The sequence below is a fragment of the Methylobacterium sp. E-025 genome (assembly GCF_022829705.1).
Classification (GTDB): domain Bacteria; phylum Pseudomonadota; class Alphaproteobacteria; order Rhizobiales; family Beijerinckiaceae; genus Methylobacterium.
In genome coordinates this window covers 1-17272 of sequence record NZ_JAKSYR010000042.1, presented here as the reverse complement: position 1 = coordinate 17272, position 17272 = coordinate 1, and the positions used below count along the sequence as shown (strand labels likewise).

Annotated in this window: 24 protein-coding genes and 1 pseudogene; 7 read left to right on the top strand and 18 right to left on the bottom strand. The window is 63.1% G+C overall.

All coding sequences use genetic code 11. The features are described from left to right. A partial coding sequence (locus tag MKK64_RS03620; RefSeq protein ID WP_243932277.1) for a hypothetical protein occupies window positions 1-224 on the top strand: 224 nt, incomplete at its 5' end. A 369-nt stretch (window positions 225-593) separates the two neighbouring features. Here MKK64_RS03620 and MKK64_RS03615 read toward each other — a convergent pair. Continuing rightward, window positions 594-1082 (bottom strand): PAS domain-containing protein, encoded by a 489-nt coding sequence (locus tag MKK64_RS03615; RefSeq protein ID WP_243932276.1) that lies wholly within the window; start codon window positions 1080-1082, stop codon window positions 594-596. 295 nt (window positions 1083-1377) lie between these two features. On the opposite strand from MKK64_RS03615, the gene MKK64_RS03610 reads away from it, so the two are divergent. Then, the gene (locus tag MKK64_RS03610) at window positions 1378-1623 is read left to right on the top strand and encodes a hypothetical protein (RefSeq protein ID WP_243932275.1); all 246 of its coding nucleotides are present in this window, start codon (window positions 1378-1380) and stop codon (window positions 1621-1623) included. On the opposite strand, the gene MKK64_RS03605 is transcribed toward MKK64_RS03610, so the two are convergent. From MKK64_RS03605 to MKK64_RS03595, 3 genes are all read right to left on the bottom strand, one after another. Next, a complete protein-coding gene (locus MKK64_RS03605) occupies window positions 1577-2017 on the bottom strand; it encodes a transposase (protein WP_243932274.1) in 441 nt (146 codons plus the stop codon). The genes MKK64_RS03610 and MKK64_RS03605 overlap by 47 nt on opposite strands. 102 nt (window positions 2018-2119) lie before the next feature. Then, window positions 2120-2467: an IS66 family insertion sequence element accessory protein TnpB gene (gene tnpB / locus MKK64_RS03600; RefSeq protein ID WP_243932273.1), complete on the bottom strand. Its 348-nt coding sequence runs from the start codon at window positions 2465-2467 to the stop codon at window positions 2120-2122. 257 nt (window positions 2468-2724) lie between these two features. Then, entirely contained in the window at window positions 2725-2877 is a 153-nt protein-coding gene (locus MKK64_RS03595) for a transposase (RefSeq protein WP_243932272.1), read from the bottom strand. 90 nt (window positions 2878-2967) lie between these two features. Here MKK64_RS03595 and MKK64_RS03590 point away from each other — a divergent pair. Next, a pseudogene (locus MKK64_RS03590) lies at window positions 2968-3189 on the top strand (chemotaxis protein); the annotation flags it as partial. Window positions 3190-3656: 467 nt separating this feature from the next. Next, complete coding sequence (locus MKK64_RS03585; RefSeq protein WP_243932271.1) at window positions 3657-3902, top strand: hypothetical protein; 246 nt, start codon at window positions 3657-3659, stop codon at window positions 3900-3902. A gap of 360 nt (window positions 3903-4262) precedes the next feature. On the opposite strand, the gene MKK64_RS03575 is transcribed toward MKK64_RS03585, so the two are convergent. After that, on the bottom strand, window positions 4263-4511 hold the full coding sequence (locus tag MKK64_RS03575) for a DUF6894 family protein (RefSeq protein WP_243932270.1): 249 nt from the start codon (window positions 4509-4511) through the stop codon (window positions 4263-4265). A 272-nt stretch (window positions 4512-4783) separates the two neighbouring features. Here MKK64_RS03575 and MKK64_RS03570 point away from each other — a divergent pair, with 272 nt between their 5' ends. The 3 genes from MKK64_RS03570 to MKK64_RS03560 are packed head-to-tail and all read left to right on the top strand — an operon-like array spanning window position 4784 to window position 6608. Then, window positions 4784-5548, top strand: a complete 765-nt coding sequence (locus MKK64_RS03570; protein ID WP_243932269.1) for a Crp/Fnr family transcriptional regulator — start codon at window positions 4784-4786, stop codon at window positions 5546-5548. 2 nt (window positions 5549-5550) lie between these two features. Next, window positions 5551-5814 carry a hypothetical protein gene (locus MKK64_RS03565; protein WP_243932268.1) on the top strand — a complete coding sequence of 88 codons (264 nt, stop codon included), beginning with the start codon at window positions 5551-5553 and terminating at the stop codon, window positions 5812-5814. After that, complete coding sequence (locus tag MKK64_RS03560) at window positions 5787-6608, top strand: Crp/Fnr family transcriptional regulator (protein WP_243932267.1); 822 nt, start codon at window positions 5787-5789, stop codon at window positions 6606-6608. The genes MKK64_RS03565 and MKK64_RS03560 overlap by 28 nt, the downstream gene beginning before the upstream one ends. A gap of 451 nt (window positions 6609-7059) precedes the next feature. On the opposite strand, the gene MKK64_RS03555 is transcribed toward MKK64_RS03560, so the two are convergent. The 13 genes from MKK64_RS03555 to MKK64_RS03495 all read right to left on the bottom strand — a co-directional run. Then, window positions 7060-9273 (bottom strand): putative bifunctional diguanylate cyclase/phosphodiesterase, encoded by a 2214-nt coding sequence (locus MKK64_RS03555; RefSeq protein WP_243932266.1) that lies wholly within the window; start codon window positions 9271-9273, stop codon window positions 7060-7062. A gap of 34 nt (window positions 9274-9307) precedes the next feature. Beyond that, window positions 9308-9637, bottom strand: coding sequence for a hypothetical protein (locus tag MKK64_RS03550; protein WP_243932265.1), 330 nt, complete (start codon window positions 9635-9637; stop codon window positions 9308-9310). A 7-nt stretch (window positions 9638-9644) separates the two neighbouring features. Then, the gene (locus MKK64_RS03545) at window positions 9645-10121 is read right to left on the bottom strand and encodes a hypothetical protein (protein ID WP_243932264.1); all 477 of its coding nucleotides are present in this window, start codon (window positions 10119-10121) and stop codon (window positions 9645-9647) included. 1055 nt (window positions 10122-11176) lie between these two features. Then, complete coding sequence (locus MKK64_RS03540) at window positions 11177-11539, bottom strand: CsbD family protein (protein WP_243932263.1); 363 nt, start codon at window positions 11537-11539, stop codon at window positions 11177-11179. Between the two features lie 63 nt (window positions 11540-11602). After that, complete coding sequence (locus MKK64_RS03535) at window positions 11603-11794, bottom strand: hypothetical protein (RefSeq protein ID WP_147726154.1); 192 nt, start codon at window positions 11792-11794, stop codon at window positions 11603-11605. Window positions 11795-11905: 111 nt separating this feature from the next. Beyond that, window positions 11906-12352, bottom strand: coding sequence for a YidB family protein (locus MKK64_RS03530; RefSeq protein WP_243932279.1), 447 nt, complete (start codon window positions 12350-12352; stop codon window positions 11906-11908). Window positions 12353-12380: 28 nt separating this feature from the next. Next, entirely contained in the window at window positions 12381-12653 is a 273-nt protein-coding gene (locus tag MKK64_RS03525) for a hypothetical protein (RefSeq protein WP_243932262.1), read from the bottom strand. Between the two features lie 75 nt (window positions 12654-12728). Next, window positions 12729-13604 (bottom strand): YsnF/AvaK domain-containing protein, encoded by an 876-nt coding sequence (locus MKK64_RS28035; RefSeq protein ID WP_279593014.1) that lies wholly within the window; start codon window positions 13602-13604, stop codon window positions 12729-12731. Then, complete coding sequence (locus MKK64_RS03515; RefSeq protein WP_243932261.1) at window positions 13601-14098, bottom strand: YsnF/AvaK domain-containing protein; 498 nt, start codon at window positions 14096-14098, stop codon at window positions 13601-13603. The genes MKK64_RS28035 and MKK64_RS03515 overlap by 4 nt, the downstream gene beginning before the upstream one ends. Window positions 14099-14100: 2 nt before the next feature. Then, window positions 14101-15057 carry a PhnA-like protein gene (locus MKK64_RS03510; protein WP_243932260.1) on the bottom strand — a complete coding sequence of 319 codons (957 nt, stop codon included), beginning with the start codon at window positions 15055-15057 and terminating at the stop codon, window positions 14101-14103. Window positions 15058-15127: 70 nt separating this feature from the next. Next, window positions 15128-15388 carry a GlsB/YeaQ/YmgE family stress response membrane protein gene (locus tag MKK64_RS03505; protein WP_243932259.1) on the bottom strand — a complete coding sequence of 87 codons (261 nt, stop codon included), beginning with the start codon at window positions 15386-15388 and terminating at the stop codon, window positions 15128-15130. Between the two features lie 108 nt (window positions 15389-15496). Further along, window positions 15497-15679 (bottom strand): hypothetical protein, encoded by a 183-nt coding sequence (locus MKK64_RS03500; RefSeq protein WP_243932258.1) that lies wholly within the window; start codon window positions 15677-15679, stop codon window positions 15497-15499. Between the two features lie 162 nt (window positions 15680-15841). After that, window positions 15842-17272, bottom strand: a 1431-nt coding sequence (locus tag MKK64_RS03495; RefSeq protein WP_243932257.1) for a helix-turn-helix transcriptional regulator, incomplete at its 5' end; no start/stop codon positions are given.

Here is a 17272-nt window from a genome sequence, read left to right as displayed (position 1 = left end):
TGGGCCGTCTGCACCTCAATCTGACGCAGCTTGAGCACGACCTGCTCCGCGTTCGTCTTCTGGCCTCGCCGCATGTCCAACTCCTTTGGTCCTGGCTGATCCTCTCAATCAGCCCGGTCCAAAGCCAGCCGGTCAGGCCAGTGGCCGCCCTGGATGAGGCGGGTTCCCTGGCACGGGGATACCCCGGCTGGATGTTGGCACGGTCCGGCGCGGCGCAGGTGTGACTGCTTAGGACCGGCAAGGTGCCGACGGCCTGACGAACAGTCGGAGTCCCGTTTGGCGGTGCAGATCAGCGTCCGGTACGGCACTTCCAGTGCGCGCGCCATGACCTCGCCGATGGCGTCGGCGGTCAGCGTCGCTTCCTGGCGTTCCTCGTCGACGTGTGACGTCGGCGTGCTTTAGACCCCTAGTGATCAAAATCTGACGCTTGGTTCCTACCTCGAACGTCCGCACCGGATCGAGAGCGGTCCCTGCGGCCATGTCTGCTTCGATGCATCTACCGCCCCAAAGCGGATCGTCGCAAATCCACCCAAGCGGGTCATTCAGCTTCCGACCCTTCCCGGACTTTGGTTGTGTCTGCTGTTGGTAGTCGCTCAATGACGTCCGATCCGGGCGAGCGTCTGCCCTAGGCTGATCAATAGTAAATCCGTCGCCGCGCGAACCCCAGCGGGCATGTCGGGGCCGAGTGTCTTCTTAAGTGCTAGGGCGAGATCAATCGCTCGCTCCAGCAGGTCGTCGCTTACACCAGAACCGCTGACGACGTAGCGGTCGTCGCCATCGTGCATCTCGGTGATGTCGATCAGGATCCCGCACGTGCGCAAGGGGTCCCCGGCTTCAGATAGATAGGTGCGCCCACGGCTGAGGAGCCATCGAACGGCCCCGTCGTCAGCTAGGACACGGTACTCAACCAGGAATAGGCCACCCTCCCGGGTCACCTCTCCAACATGATCAATCAGCCAAGCATGGTCGGCAGGATGCACAGCCGCAATAGAGATCGGCCCGGTAAGCTCTTTCTCGGCGAGGTCCGGATCTCCGGTCAGCAGCTGCGCTGCACCGACGTCGTAGACGATGACTTGGCGCACGTGATCCAGATCCCAGGTACCGACGACGCAGGAGGCTTCGAGGGCAGCGTGCAGTCGCTCGTGCGACCCACCGATCCCCCCGGACGTGGCCACTGAACTGTGCAACCGCCGATCCATCTTGCCATCTCGTATGCGGGCAGCCGGACTGTGCCAAACCAATCCGTACTCCGTGCGCGCAAAAATGACAAAGTTTTCATTTTGTGGTTGTGTGTCGAGGGCGGCCGATGGGCTAAAAGCAGGTCAGACAGCTCATCCTGCGTCCGCGGAAGAGCCGGATAGGGCGGAGGAAGCGCGCATGGGCGACGATGTTAGAGCCCAGATCGCGATGGACGGCGACGCGACGATGAAACGGAACCTGCGCCGGATAGCTGACGCCCTCGGTGTGCCGGCATCAGAGTTCTACGGTCCATTGATGCTGGATCAACAGGTCTTAACGTTGCTTACGCTTGTACAGACCTACCTCGGCGGGGCCGATCCCGCTGCCCGCGAACGTTTCATGCAGGCGGTGCAGGCGATAGGCGCTCAGTACTTGGCGACGTGATGGTGATTACCCCGCGCATCAAGTAGGCCGCGATCGCCGCTCTGCCGTAGTAGAACAGGTCTGCGGATCGGTCGCGTGACTCGTCGCACGCGTTCGGCCCATGGCGACTGCAGACGACGCGCTCGCGCGGCAGGTGCTCGGGGAGAGGTCGACGAGCGGGCTTGCGCCGCGAGGAAGCTTCACCGGGGAGCGCATCGGGCTCGACAACCGCCTGCGCGTCCGTCTCGGCCAGCGTCTCCTCCAGATCCTCCAGCGTCAGTTCGAGCTGGTCGATCCGGGCGCTGCGTTCCGAGGAGGCCCCGAAGCGCTCCCGCCGCAGCCGGGCAACCTCCAGCTTCAGCCGTTCGACCGCGATCTCGGACACGAGCCGCGCCGCCCGCTCGGCCAGGATCATAGCGTGGGCGGCAGCGAGATCGGTGGGAAGCGGCGGGGGCTCGGACGCGTTCGGCACGCCCGAGAGAAGAGCATATTGCTCAGGCTTTTTAACGCGTTATCCTCATCCGACCGCACTCGGACGCCAGCTCTCCTGCGGCATCCACCAGTCGATGCCCGAGAGCAGGTAGCCGAGCTGCGCCGTCGAGATCGTCACGGCTCCGTCCGCCGCGGACGGCCACAGGAAACGACCGCGGTCGAGCCGCTTGGTGTGCAGGCACGCGCCCTGGCCATCGTGCCAGATCACCTTGATCAGGTCGCCGCGCCGGCCGCGGAACACGAACAGGTGCCCGGAGTGGGGATCGCGCTTCAGCGTCTCCTGGACGATCATCCCCAAGCTGGAAAAGCCCTTGCGCATGTCGGTGTGGCCGGTCGCCAGCCAGACCCGCACGTTAGCTGGCAGCGGGATCATCGGCCCTCCAGGGCATCGAGCACCCGACGCAGAGCTCCGGCGTCGACGTCCCGGTCGACCGTAAGACGCCGACCGCCGCCGAGATCGATCTCGAGGACGCCGCTCTTGCGACGAAGCCGGCGCGGCGGCGCTGGAGCACGCGGATCATCCGACTGTGCAGCGGGAACAGGACGTAACGGCTCCGGGGCGATCGCGACGGGCACGAGGACCGGGGCCTGCGCGTCCCCGCCCAAACGGCCCTCCCGCGCCTGACGCCGCTACGTGAACAGCAGGCCTTGGGCGATCCCGTGCCGGCGGGCCACCGAACACACCGACACGCCGGCCTCGTACGAGGCTTCGACGATCCGCGCCTTGTCATCGAACGACCAGCGCCGCCGCCGTTCGGCATTCTCCAGGAGTTCGACCCGCATCACCCCGACCCGCCGACCTTAACGCCAGCATTAATGTCAGGCTTTAGCGCAGAGCGCGATGCCCTCGACCGCGGCCCTCACCGGAGGCGTACGATCCAGGCGACAATCCGCTCGCTTGATGAGGTGTCAGGTGCCATCGCCGCTGCGGTCGAGGAACAATCCGCGGTGACTCGGGAGATGTCAGGCAGCATGCAAACGGCCGCGCATGGGGCAACGACGATCGCCAGCGGCATGGAGGACATCGCCCGAGCGAGCGAGCAGGTCGATCAAGCGACCCGCAAGGTACGCCAAGCTTCACAGGCGGCTGCCTGAGGCCATCTTGATACGCTGGAATCAGGTGAGCGCGACTATCATTCGTCTCAAGCGTCAGTCCAAGCCGCCGGTGATGAACCTCCGCTCCGACAGGAACGAGAAAGTGCTGGCAGCGGATTTACATCCTGCCACCTTTCGATGGCAATCGACGTAGCGCTGGGGGCGTCCGCTGCTTTCGCCGAACCACACGACATGACGGAGGCGAGATTGGCCGAGACCCGCGCGGCAGCCCTTCCCGCCCTGAGAGCAGTGATTGAGCACATACGTACCGCCGAGCCTAGCGAGGACACCCGCGCCCTCGGGCTCGGGTGGTAGGCAAGATGCTACGGTGATGCGGAGAGTGTGACACGCCAATCATCAAATGAGAGCGTCCACCCCGGAGCATCCTGGCAAGATCCCTGCTCACGGGGCGGTACAGGACGATCAATATGGCGCTGAGTGGTCTCCCCCCGGCCGCGTGCCGGCACATGGACATGTTGATCGATCTGCTGAGCAGATTTCCGACCGGGCAAAGTGACCAAGCGGTTCGGGCGATGATCGAGCAATTAGATATGCTGGAGTACGAGGCGCGGTGGCAGGGGGCCAGTCCCGTAACACTCTCCGCTATTCAGGGGGCGAAAGTTCTCCTGGACGTTTCCGAACTGCAGCCTCGCCGCATGCGCGCGTTGTCATCGCCACATGATCGACGACGCGTCATAGGCGCGAAGCATTGAGGCGCCCCTGTACGGCCGACCACGACATCAGGGCGCGTGACCGACATATTCACATCCCCCGCTACGGATAGAGCTCGACCGTCTTCTCCGCTTCAGGGTCGCTGGAGTTATTCCTGTTCGGATTGAGTCGCGGGTAGCGGTGAGGCGCGCAATCTGATTCGATTGCGCGTTTTCGAAGGAGAGCGCGATGCCTTTATCTATATCAGGTGTCGGGCTGCAAGGCGGGAGCGCAACTCTTGAAGCGCTCGCCGACCTGCCAGCTCATGCTGGCTGACAAGAGCTACGGCAGCAACGACATCCGCCGTCAGATCGGGGCGACAGGGGTAGCGCCCAACACAAGGAGCACATAATAACACCTGACTATGAAGCAGATGCGTCCAGGAGAAAACCGCTCAGCTTAAGATCGAGCCGTATAATTACGAGACCCTGCTGATCTTTGACCTCCATGTGCCACGGTTCTCCGCTTAGCATCTGCTCTGCCTTAGCCTTAAAGAGATCCCCGGCGAAACGAAATGCCTCAACACCAGCGGCTCGCATGTTCACGAATTCAACACCCTCATCGTCCGAGCTATTATCGTCGTCGTAGACGTGAAAATAATACCGAAGCATTCAGCACTCCGCACAATCAGGCGGAAGCGATTTTTCGCCCACGTTCGCCAGGACCTACCAGTATCAGATTGAGAGGAAGGAAAATACATCAAAAGTGTGATTTATCAACCATTGCGGAACATTCAGCTCCTCATCGAAGAATTTCTGAATGCTGACAGGATTGATCAGAAAGTAAAATTTATGCGCTGCGGGTTCTTAAGTCATCAAATGATGAAATCCTAGAGGTATTTTTTGATATACGCTCCCGATATCCATACATACGTCGAGGCGTGATGCAGCATGCACTGACCCGAAAGCTGGAATGCTTCGAGGCCCTGTCGGATGAAGATCGACAGGCCCTGGAGGGTCTGGTGCCACGCATCCGGCAGGTCGGTGCACGAGTCGATCTGATCCAAGAGGGTGACGAACCGGAGAACGTTCATCTAATCCTCGACGGCCTCGCTTGCCGCTACAAGGTCCTGCCGGATGGCAAACGCCAGATCATGGCCCTGATGGTCCCAGGGGATTTCTGCAATCTGAATGTGTTCATCCTCGATCAGATGGACCACAACATCGGCACGATCTCCGCGTGCCAGGTCGTCGACATACCGCGTCGGGCAGTCGACGAGATCACCGGGTCTCACCCCCAGATAACTCGGGCCTTCTGGTGGTGCGCCCTCGTCGATGAGGCGGTCCTGCGCGAGTGGTTGGTCAATCTTGGTGGCCGTACACCGGACCAGCGTCTCGCTCATCTCCTCTGCGAACTGCTGGTCCGGCTCGATGCTGTCGGGAAGGTCACGAACGACAGCTACGCCTTCCCGTTCACACAGGTGGAGCTTGCGGATGCAATGGGCCTCTCTGCCGTTCACGTGCACCGCACGCTGAGAGAGCTTCGTGATCTCGGCCTGATTACGATCAAACAGCGCGTTCTGACGATCCACGATGTTGAGAGACTGAAGGCGTTCTGCCGGTTCACGCCGAACTATCTCCATCTCAAGAACACCCGTTGGGGCGCGCGCCGGAGCGAGCCATGGCTGAATCAGCTCCGCGGAGGTTAGACATGGATGCGCGAGACAACGTCGAGACGTTGCTCGTGCTGCAGCCGATCATGGTCGACACTAGCAGCCCAGATTGCGAAGGGCGACTGGTCCTGGCCAACGGCTTGCTGATCGCGGTGTTGGTGCGCCTCGATACCCCGGGCCACGAAATGGGCAAGGGCTGGTTCGTCGAGGCGGCCTTCGGACGGCTTTTCGGGATCTCAGCGCCGATCTTCGCCACGCTGGAGGAGGCAACGCGATGGCTGCGACAGCACCAAAAAGCGTGACCGAACTCGGGACGTTGCAGAGCTTACTTCGCTTGGATGACACGAAACCGTTCCCGCAAAGGCCACGTGCAGCTCCGAACGTGCTTATTCAGAAGCTCGAACACGCATGCGATCTTGATGAGGCCGACAGAGTCGCGCTCCAGTCACTCTCGGACACGACTTGGCAGGTCGAGGCAGACTACGATCTCAGCCGTGAGGGGGACCGCCCTGAGGCTGTGCTGCTCGTGGTGGAAGGCCTCGCGTATCGCTACAAAATCCTGCCCGATGGCAAGCGCCAGATCCTGGGCCTGCTGCTACCTGGTGATTTCTGCGACCTCCATGTGACGATCCTGGCGCAGCGCGATCACAGCATCGGCACTTTCACCCCCTGCGAGGTGGCGTCGATCCCTCGCGCGACGATCCTCGACCTGATCACAACCAGTGCTCAAATCGCCAACGCCTTCTGGTGGGCCACCCTCGTGGACAAGGGGATCATGCGGGAGTGGATGACCAGCATGGGCCAGCGTTCAGCGATTAAGATGGTAGCGCATTTCTTCTGCGAATTGCTGGTCCGCATGCAGGCTATCGGTCGTGCGACGGCGAGCAACTACGAGCTACAGATGACGCAAAACGAACTCGCTGACGCGTTCGGGATTACAGTCGTACATCTCAACCGCATGCTGCGCGATTTGCGCGACCAAGACTTGATCAGGCTGAAACGCGGCCGAGTAGACATTCCAGATGTCGCGCGCCTTGAAGCCTTTTGCGGCTTTAATCGAAATTACCTCCACTTGAATTCTCGCGAGACTCGTTAGGTTGCTATCGTTCCTGATATTGCAACACAAACAGCCATTTTAGGCCTCATCAAATGATGATGTTTTAAGTTTCGGATTTCGGAGAAAAGCAGTTGTCTTACGAATTTGCGATTTGAGCATGTCCAAATATCTCAGATTTCGACTCGAAGCGATCGCTCAAGCTTTGCACATACCTCTGACGCTTTTCTTGAAGATTTGTCGCAAAAAGAGATCGGCGAACTGGCCACACTGATGAAGCTGTGGCTTGCGATCGAAGATGCTCAGGCACGTTGGCATCCTCTAAAGGGGGCGCGTTAGGAAGCAAAGATACCAATCTAAAAATATACGACGACAAGCCTACAGTGTGTCCGGCCGGGTTACCAATAATAAGATCAATTTATTAAATCTAATAATAAGTATAACCAGCTTTCATATGTCTGATTGCTTCGAGCTTCAGTTCTCTGCCGCCTCGCTAAACGCCAAGACGACTTCCTGACCGGCCGTCGGCACGACAATTGCCCACACCATAGTGTGCCGCGAACGCAGCCGCTGCCATCGGCCTTCCGAAGAGGTAGCCTTGAGCTTCTTGACATCCCTTGGCCAGCAAGCGGCGGCGCTGCTCGTCGGTCTCAATCCCCTCGGCGATCACCTCCAGGTTGAAGCTGCGGCTCAGCTCGATGACTGCCCGCACGACTGCTGCATCCCGCGGGTCTTCGCACAGCCCGTTGACGAAGCTGCGGTCGATCTTGAGGCGTGTCAGAGGGAATCTTTTGAGCAGGCTGAGCGAGGCGTATCCCGTGCCATAATCATCGAAGGCGATCCCGACATCCAACCTGCGCAAGTCCCGTAGCGCAGTGACCACACCCGGATCGTTTCGTAGGATGATCGTCTCGGTAATTTCCAATTCCAATGCGCTCGCTGGCAGGCCGGTTTCGGTGAGCACTGAAGCGACGCGTTCGACAAGATCCCCGCGGCGGAACTGGGCTACGCATAAATTCACCCCGATCCGGAACGATGGTAGACCGCCGTCGCGCCACGCCCGAGCTTGGGCGCAGGCGGTGCGCAGTACCCAATCACCGATCCGAGCAGCGTCTGGTCCCTCGTCAAGGACGGTTAGGAACGCGGCTGGCGCCAGCAAGCCCAACTCGGGGTGTTGCCACCGGATCAAGGCCTCGGCACCTGTGAGTGCGCCGTCGGAGAGGCGTACCTGGGGCTGGTAGTGCAGCACGAACTCACCGCGCTCGACCGCTCTGCGCAATCCGTCGCGACAGGCTCGATCGCGCTGGGCGGCCTCGCGCATATCGGGCGTGAAGAGGCGGCAGCGTCCGCGTCCGTCCGCCTTGGCGCGGTACAGGGCGGCATCGGCGCAGATCACCAGATCCTCCTCACGCGCGCCGTGGGCCGGGCTGAGCGCGACGCCGACGCTAGCGCCAACACGCAGGACCAAGCCCTCGATATCATACGGCTCGGAGAGCGCAGCGATCGCCGCCTCAGCCGTGCCGACAGCCGCAACCGGGTCGCCGACGCCCGGCAGCACAACAGCGAACTCGTCTCCACCGAACCGAGCTGCAATACTGTCTGGACTAACGGTAATGCGTAGACGCCTAGCGGCGGTCTGCAACACGGCATCCCCCACGCTATGGCCGTGTGCATCGTTGATCTCTTTAAACCCGTCGAGGTCGATCATCAGGACGGCAGCCGCCCGCCCGCCCGAGATCGCCGCCTCGATCCGACCGCGCAGGACGGCGCGGTTCGGCAACTCGGTCAGCGGATCGAGGTGCGCAAGACGGAACAGACGGTCTTCGACGACACGGCGCTGTCGCACATCACGGACGATCGCGCCAAAGGCGGGCTTTCCCTCCTCGCACCACGTCGACAGCGACAACTCGATTGGGAACTCATCCCCGTTCCGATGGCAGGCAATCAGTTCGACTGTGCGCCCGCTCAGACTACCGTCGGAGCTCGCCATCCGACGCAGGTCACCCTCGTTACCTCCGCGCATCCTCTCGGGTAAAATCAGGGCAACGGGCCGGTCCAATGCCTCAGGTACCGTATATCCAAACAGACGCTCGGCCGCCGCGCTCCAGACGGTGATCTGCCCGCAGCTATCCGCGCAGATGATTGCATCGGGCGAGGTCGCTGCCATGTGCTCGAACCGAGCTTGCAGGGCACAGCGGGCAACTTCGAGCCGGCGCAACTCCAGCCGATCAAGCGCAAGGCGGGCGAGGTCGGACAGGGTGCGCCGGTCGGCCTCGGTAAAGTCGGTGCGTGCCTCGGAGCCAGCGAGGCAGAGCGTACCAATGGCATGGCCGTCGGCGGTGCGTAGCGGTGCTCCCGCATAGAAGCGGATGAACGGCTCGCCGGTGACGAGTGGATTGTCTCTAAACCGTGGATCACGCGAAGCATCCAGCACCACAAGAACGCCGTCCTGCGCGATGGTCCGGTCGCAAAACGCGATGTCCCGGGTGGTCTCGCACAAGCCGATGCCAACTTTGGCATGGAACACCTGCCGATCTTTATCGACGAGCGAAACGAAGGCGGCAGGCGCGCCCAACAAGCGTGCGACAAGTTCGACGATGTGGGCGAGTGCCGGATCAGGGGACGCGTTAAGCCAGTCGTGCGCAGCCAGCGCGGCGAGCGCCCGCAGGCGGGCTTCCTCGTCGAGCGAGGCAAGGGAATCGGACACCGTCTAACTCCGAGATCGGGGGGGGGAATTAGGATCACGATACCGGGCGGTCGAGCGCGTCGGGCGTGTCGGCGGCACGGTAGGCACTGGCTAGGTCGGCGAAGCGCTCGAAATCGGCGAGTAGCGCGCGGAACTCAGGATAGCCGGACGATGATAGGAAAGTACCCGCCAGGCAGTCGTCGAGTCGATCGAGTTCGGCGCGCAGGGCTTCGACAAGGGATCCAAGCGAGAGGCCGAGCGCGCGGATGTGTGACCGGCGCGAGCCGAGGTCGGCTCCGCTGGCGAAGGCTTGCGCCAGGGCGGTCGTGAGACGCTCTGCGCCCTCGCGACTCAGCTGCCCGGTGAAGGGGAGGATCTCGGCCATTGCTATCTTATGCGGCCCGGGTGGTGACGAGTAAGTGCTCAACCTCGGCGGTGAGGGGCTCAACCTGGGGTGATAGCTCCGAGGCCTTGGCCAACACCTGGCTCGCGGTCGCCCCCGTCCAGGTAGCAGAGAAAGCCTCGTACAGCGCATGCTGCTTGGCCGGGAATATCGGTGGTTCAAAGGCCTTGCGGGCGGTCGCGAGCTTGGCATGGGTGACAGTGAGCTGTGCCTCATTCTCAGCAAGCCGAAAGGTGATATCAGAGCAGGTGCGGTGACTCAGCTGCTTGATCCCGAAGTCGGACGCCTCGCCCGTAATCTCGTTCATGGCAGCGAGCGAAGGGAGCCAGTTGGTTGCGACCCGCGTGACGCCGTGACGAAAACCGGCGGCCTTGTGGATAAATAGAACGCTTTGACCCACGCAGATCAAGGCAACAAGGCTAAAGGCGGCGGGCAGTGCAACCTTGAGGGAGAGGTTCGAGCGCATGCGGCAAAGCTCTGTTCGTGAAGGGCTGCTCGGCTTGACTTCGTGATACGACGCACCCGAGCTAAGCGTGCGCGTGTGACAATCCCACGGACGACGCTGATTGTTCGGGAAGGGGCGTCGGTCCTGAAAGGCTACCTCTATTGCCTAAAGTGAAATCTGGACGCCTAATAAAGTCTTAAATTAGCAACCTTTATCGTATCTACCCGAAATCATCAAAAGATAAATTGGTATGTACCGGCGACGGATCCGCTTGTGACTGAACATAAAAGGAGCGAAACTGGATCTTCGTTGCTAAGCGCCGCGGCAAAACGTCCAACTCCCGTAGGATGGGACTTAACAGATCCTTACTTATCGAACTCCCATCGTAGCGCCCGCCAGTACACCGGGCAGGGCGACCGACCTTAACGCGCTGCTTCACACTCGAATGGCGCGAAGGCTTGGATGACGCCGTCCATGTGCTATAAGGGACGGCAGCCGATCTCGTGGCGGTACTTAACGCTGTCGCCGCGGTAATTGATAGTGTTGCAGCGGAAGCGATTGCCAGCTGTAAGCGCGATGGAAGGCGCCGAGCGTCTCCCGGCGACTCTTCTTTCCTTGCATTGATCGCGGCCTCTGCCCAACAATCTCGACCGGGTCACGGCGAACTGAAGTCTATCGTCGCCAGAACGGATTGGCTTGATCAGCGATATCGTTTCTCTGATGCAGGAGGAACGATGCTGAGTAGCGCGCAGTGGCCTGAACTGAAGTCCTTAGTCAAGACTTGCCGGTTCAAGGCCAAGACATCCCACAGAATATCGCGGACGCTCTCAGACATCCTCTGACGGCATCAGAACAGGGCCAAGTGGCAGGCCATTCTAGGTCCTGAGGGCCTGAACTCAGTCAGCTTGGCGGTCATAATGTCAGAAAAGGTTAGATTTCCGCCGGTTCCCTTCGAAACGGCAAAGGTTGGAAGCAGATGCATTGGGCCATCGGCAATGGGTGGCTGACCCACAGGTTAGGTGGGATCGTTACTGGTGCTGTCCGGACCTGCGGGGTGATGCGGATGGGGGCCTGACCTAGCGGCGTCCGTGAACGACCATCGCGAGGAGGTAGCCGAGCGCGCCCGCCATCGTGGCCATCATCAGCGGGGACTCCTTGGCGTAGGTCGTCACCGTGTCGGCGCTCTGTCGGCAGGCGCGCTCGGCGTCGGGGATGGCGTCGCGACGCTGCTTCATGGCACCCTGCGCAAGGTCGGAAGCCTGGTCGGCTACGTCGCGCACAGCGTCCTTGGCCTGCCCGTACAGGTGCTCGACGTTGCCCTTGGCCTCGTTGGCGGCGCCCTTGGCCTTTGTATCGTGGTCGCCGGTGACGTCGCTGACGGCGCCCTGGACCTTGCCGCCGAATTCCTTCGCCACGCCGGTGAGGCGGTTCCCGTCCATGATCCTTCTTCCAGGTTGAGGCCGGGCGCGCGGGATGCGCGTCCGGTGGTTGGATGGGGGCTGTTACTTCTTGGCGCTCTTGCCGTGGGCCTTGGTCGAGCTCTCGTGTGCCTTCTCGGAGTGGCCGTGGGCCTCCTTCGAGTGCTTGGCGGCGGCGGTCTCGTCGCCCTTCTCATGGTGCTCGGCGGCGGTCTTGTGCGACTTGGCGGCGGCCTCGTGGTGCTTGGCAGCCTCAGCGTGCGCGGTCTTGGCCATAATGGGTTCCTCGGGTGGCACCGTCACGGTGCTCGTTGCGGTCATGTCGACCGGCGCGTCCGGATGGGAGGGATCCCGACCGGCATGCAGGATGTCCTCAGGTGCAACGCCTCAATGGGCGGGCAGCCTGCCGTCGGGGGTGTAGCGATCCACCGCCGAGGGAAGCTCCCGGGAGAGCCTGGAAAGGAGTTCGTCGCTCGAAAGGCCGGTCTGCTTCGTCAGGGTCGCGAGCAGGTCGGGGCCGAGGGCGGAATGCATATGCTCGGCCGGGATCTCGGTGTTCCGGCCCTGCCGGATCCATGAATCCGCAGCCTCGCCGTGACCGTTGCCACGGAAATGCTCGATAAGCTGGCCGAGGCCCCCACCGAGCAGTCCACCGGCGCCGACGCCGCCGAGGTTGCCCAGTATGCCGCCAAGGCCCGGTTGGCCGGGCGTAGTGCCGGAGGGGTTGGCGTCGGAGGCGCCCTTCAGCATCTCGGCGATCTTGTCCTTGTTCTGGTAGCCCGCCACGGCGAGCAGCCCGAGCAGGGCGGTCATCGAAGGAAAGCCGTCGTCCATCATCGTCTCCTCGTGGTGGGTTGGGCGCTCACCGCGACTGCGCGCGCCGTTCGTTGGTGGTTTCCAGGACGCGGTATCCGGCGATGGCACTGCGGCAGGCTTCGGAGACCCTTGCCATCTTGGCTCGGAAGCAGGCCTCGACGTGGTCGCCGTTCGGATCGATGCCGGCGCAAAGCCTGAGGTAATCACCGGTGCAGGCCGACCGTAGCGCCTCCTCGGAGACGCCGAGATCGCGGGCGTGAGCGGTCACGGTCGGCAGGGCCGCGAGGGCTGCCAGGCCAAGGATGCGGAACGGGATCATGGCGGTTGCGTCCGATGACGAGTGCATGCGTCGACGCGGGACGGGGACGGCCGGCGGCCGCCCCCGTGACGAGGCTCAGACCGGCTTGTGCGGGAGGGTGCCGGCAGTGCCGGTACGCTCGACGTTGCCGCGCTTGTCGGTGACCTCGACCTCGGTGTGGCGTACCTTGTCGGTGATGGTCTCGACGCGCTGGGCCGCATCCTTGCGGATACCGACCTCGCCGACGACACGGGCTTCCTTCGAGACCACCGCCTCCTCACGCATCTCGGTGGCTTCGATCACCTTGTCCTCGAACAACGCCATATCGCCCGGGGTCACTGCCCGATCGACCACGCGCCGGTCGACGTGCACGGTCTCGTCCCGCAAGGTGACGTTCTCGCTCACGGCCTTCTCGGCCGCGTAGGACCGGACCCGGACACGGCCGCTGTCGACCATGCGCTTGCCGACGTTCAGCCGCTCCTCGACCACCGGGATGTACTCCGTACCCCGAGCGCTCCCGTCCGCCGCAACGGCTTCGGTCGTTCCCGTCGCATGAAGGCCGGTGGTGCCGGTCGCGGCTGTCGGGGTGGTAGCGATGGCCGGCGCGCCGGTCGCCTGCCCGGTCCAGCCCTCCTTGCGCCAGGAGGCCTCACGCTCATCCATGTCGATCGAGCCGTGCTCCTCCAGGATGTCGTAGGTCCGCTCTGCGTATCCGTCCTCGACGGTCGCGGTCAGCATGGTCCCGCCCCGGTGCAGGCCCTCGGCGTGGAGGTGGCGATCCTCCTCAGGCATGAAGAACTCCTTCAGCGAGCCCCACATGCCTTCCTCCTGGGTCGTGACGGCGGCAGTACCGGCCTTGCTGCCGGACAGTATCCGAACCCCAACCTCGGGAATGCCAAGGGCAACGAGCTTCGCCTTGGCAGCGGTAGCCTCGGGGTAGGTGTCGTACATGGCGGTGATGGTCTGGGTCATGGTTCGATCTCCGATTCTTGTGCTGAAGCCAGGGCCGTGACGTGCCCCTCTGGGGACACGCGTTCGATCACGGCGTGCTGTCTGCGCAGCGTCACCGGCATCTCGACGTCCTCACCCGCCGTCGTCCGGCGGACGTGCACCTCCTCCTTCAGGACGAGGCGCTTCTCGACGACGAGGATCTCTTCCAGGACCGGGATGATGGTCACCCCGTTCTCCTCGCGGACCACCGGGGGCGTCTCGCCCTCAGTTAGGGTCCGGTTGATCGGCACCCGGGTAACCCCGACGTGATCGCTGCGCAGGGTCTCGCGCAGGACCTGGTCGATGGTCTCGGTGCGGGTCGAGACCCGAACCCGACCGGTCTCCACCGCCCGCTTGTCGATGCGGGCGGTCTCGGCGATCAGCGGGAGCGTTACGCTCTCACCGATGGCGACCTCCGCCGCCAACTTGTCCTGCGTCCCGAGGAGACGCGGCTCGATGGCGGCGGGGTCGCTCACCGTCAGACCCGACGCTGGGTCGTAACGGCGGGGGCGGTGCGAGTGAGCACCGGGTCGACGGCGGCACCACGCCCGGCGAAGAAGGCCGACAGCGCACCAAGGATCAGGGCCAGGGCACCGTAGAGCGCACCCTGCGAGCCGACCCGTGCGGCGGCATCGGCCGCCTGCTTGGCCTGCTCCTTGGTCTTCGCGACCGTGTCGTTGAACTGCTGGGTGTACTGCTGGACCTGGGTCCGGGCCTGCTCGACCGGGATGCCCTGTGCCTTGGCGAGAGTCTGGGCAGCCTTCTCCTGCGCATCTTTCTGTTGGGCGGCATCACCGGTCACGGCAGCGCGCATCGCGCTGACGGCAGCGTTCTTCAGGGCCTCCGGATCGTTGCCGGTCGTGCCACGGATCTGGCCCTCGATGTTCGAGAACGGGTTGTCCATGCCCGGCAGCGACGGGGCAGCGGCCTGTGCCGCAGTCTTCACTGAACCACCGACCAGGTTGCCGGCACCGCCAAGCGTGCTCGACACCGCGCTCGACGCGCCGCTGACGATGCCGCCCACCGCCGAGGACAGCAGGTACACGACGACCAGCGTCGAGACCGCCCAGGCGAGCAGCCCATGGTAGGCAGTGGTGGTGTTGGCGGGCTTCCCCGAGAGCCGCCCGGCGAGCCAGCCGCCGGCGGTGGCTGCGAGAATGCCGGAGATCACGAACCAGATGCCGGCGCCGGACGAGAGCGACCCGGCGGTGGGCGTGCCATTGCCGGCCGGGTCGACCGTCGAGAGGCCGATGCCGAGCCCGACCATGTTCAGGATGACCTGGGCGACGAGCGCAATCACCGCACCGGCGATGACCGCTCCCCAAGAGACCGAGTGCAGCGCCATCGTGCGCATGTCCTCGGCCGGGGTGGCCAAGCTGGTGGTCGGTAGGTCGCGGTCATAGGCCGGACGGCTGGTGTCGGGCGTCAACGCCATGGTCGGTACGCTTTCGTTGGAAGGAGGGGGGCGATCTTCGGCCCAGGGGCCGGAAGCGGATCGTGCTGGGTTAGAGGACCCGCCGGCGGCCGACCAGGGCGTGGTAGAGCCACAGCACCACCACGGCGCCGACGATGGCGACGAGCAAACTGTAAAGGTTCACCCCGGACACCCCGGGCTGGCCGAACTGGTTGAACAGGAAGCCGCCGACGACGGCACCGACCACGCCGAGCAGGATGTCGACGACGAGCCCCTGACCGGTGTTGTTGACGATCTTGCTGCCGATGAAGCCGGCGATCAGGCCGAGCACGATCCAGGCGAGGAGCGACATGGTCCAGTTCCACTTCGTAAGGGGTGGGTCGGGGGCGTGCGGCTGCGGGCTCGCCGACGGCAAGCGGACGCTGTGGTTGCGACCCGCGTGTTCGCTCACGACCCGGCATCACCTGCGGGTCGTGCGCTTTGGTCTTGGCTTGGGGTTCGACGTGTCGTGGGCAGCTTCAATGGCGGCGATCTCGGCGGCGGCTTCCGCCTGGATCGCGTGGTTACCCTCGATGATGCCGATGGCTTCCTTGATCAGTGTCCGGGTGTGGTCGGGAGAGAGCACCTTCCGACGCCCGGCCACGCGGATCTCCTCATATCAACCCAGGGGGATGATCTTCCGAGATGCCCGCATGAGCAGAGCTACCACTGCGTAATAAGGAATTCTACTCGAAGTTCCGACGATTTACATAAAGTATATTTGTACCAAACCGACTTGGTAGTTCCGTCACGGTTTTCTTCCGCCTTAGCGTAGGTGCCGGGTGTTCGGGCCGATCCCACGCTCTTGCGCCCACACCACCACGGCGCTGCGGCGGTTGACCCCGAGCTTGCGATAGAGCGCCGAGACGTGATTGCGCACCGTATTCGGCGACAGCTTCAGCTCGGTCCCGATCTCCTGATCGGTGGCCCCCTGACAGATCCGCGTGAGCATGTCCCGCTCCCGAATCGTCAAGTTCTCGACCCCGACCGACGGCCGGCCGGAACGGGTCGGGTTGCGTAGGGTCGCCAGCTTGTCGATCACCCCATGGCTGAACCACGACGCGTCAGCCATAACCGCCTCGATCGCGGTGATCAGTTCGCGTTCCGAGCGCTTGCGGGCGGTAATGTCCTGCAGGACGCACAGCACGCAGGCCTCACCGTTGATGATCACCTTCTCGGCCGAGATGAAGCAGTCGATCTCGGCGCCTGCCGCATCCTGCAACACGGCCTCGAAGCCTCGGACGCTGCCGAGCCGCTTGAGATCGCGTGAGAACTTGCGCTGCTCGGCGCGATCGACCCAGAGCGCAAGGTCCGTGAGCGATTGGCCATCCGCGGCCTCGGGGGCATGCCCGAACGCGGTGACGAAGGCTTGGTTGACGCTGGTAATCTCCAATCCGTCCGCACTCATCAGCGCGCTCGGCACGGGCGAGAGATCGAACGCCTTGGCGAAGCGCTCCTCGCTGTGGCGCAGCGACATCTCGGCTTTACGGCGATCCTCCAGGTCAGCGAAGGTGAACAGCATGCACAGCTCGATGCCGCCCGGGCCCGGCATCTCGATGGCGTGTCCGGCCACGATCACATAGCGGCCCTTCCCGCAAGGCGTGGCAAGTTGCGCCTCCATCTGCGGAATCGTGTGGCCCGCGTGCAGGCGATGGATCGCCATCACGCGACGCTCGGCCTCGCGCAGCAGATCGATTTCGCAGAAGGTCCGACCGAGCACGTCATCATGATGGTAGCCGGTGAGGTCGAGGAAACCATGGTTGACCCGCACGAAGCGCAGATCGCTGATCCGGCAGATGATCGCTGGGGCCGGGTTGGCGTTGAACATGCGCTCGAACCGAGCCTCGGCCTGGTAGCGTTCGCTCACATCTTGCATGACCAAGGCAAGACCCGTCGGCGTGCCATCCGCATCCGTGGTCACCAAGCTACGGATACGGTGCATCCACTTGTGTGACGGATCCCGGGTTGGGACTAGCTCCACCACGACGTCGCGGAACACCTCGCCGGCAAGCACCCGGTCAAGGGGATGTTGTAGCGGGCCGATCTCCCGGTGATTGCGGTAGTGCAACTTGAAGTTCGTGCGGTACTCCGACACGGTGGCGCCGAGATCGTCGGCATCGGCAACCCCATGCATCATCACGGCGGCGGCGTTCGCGTAGGAGATCGTCTGATCCGGCTCGATCAGGATCACACCTTC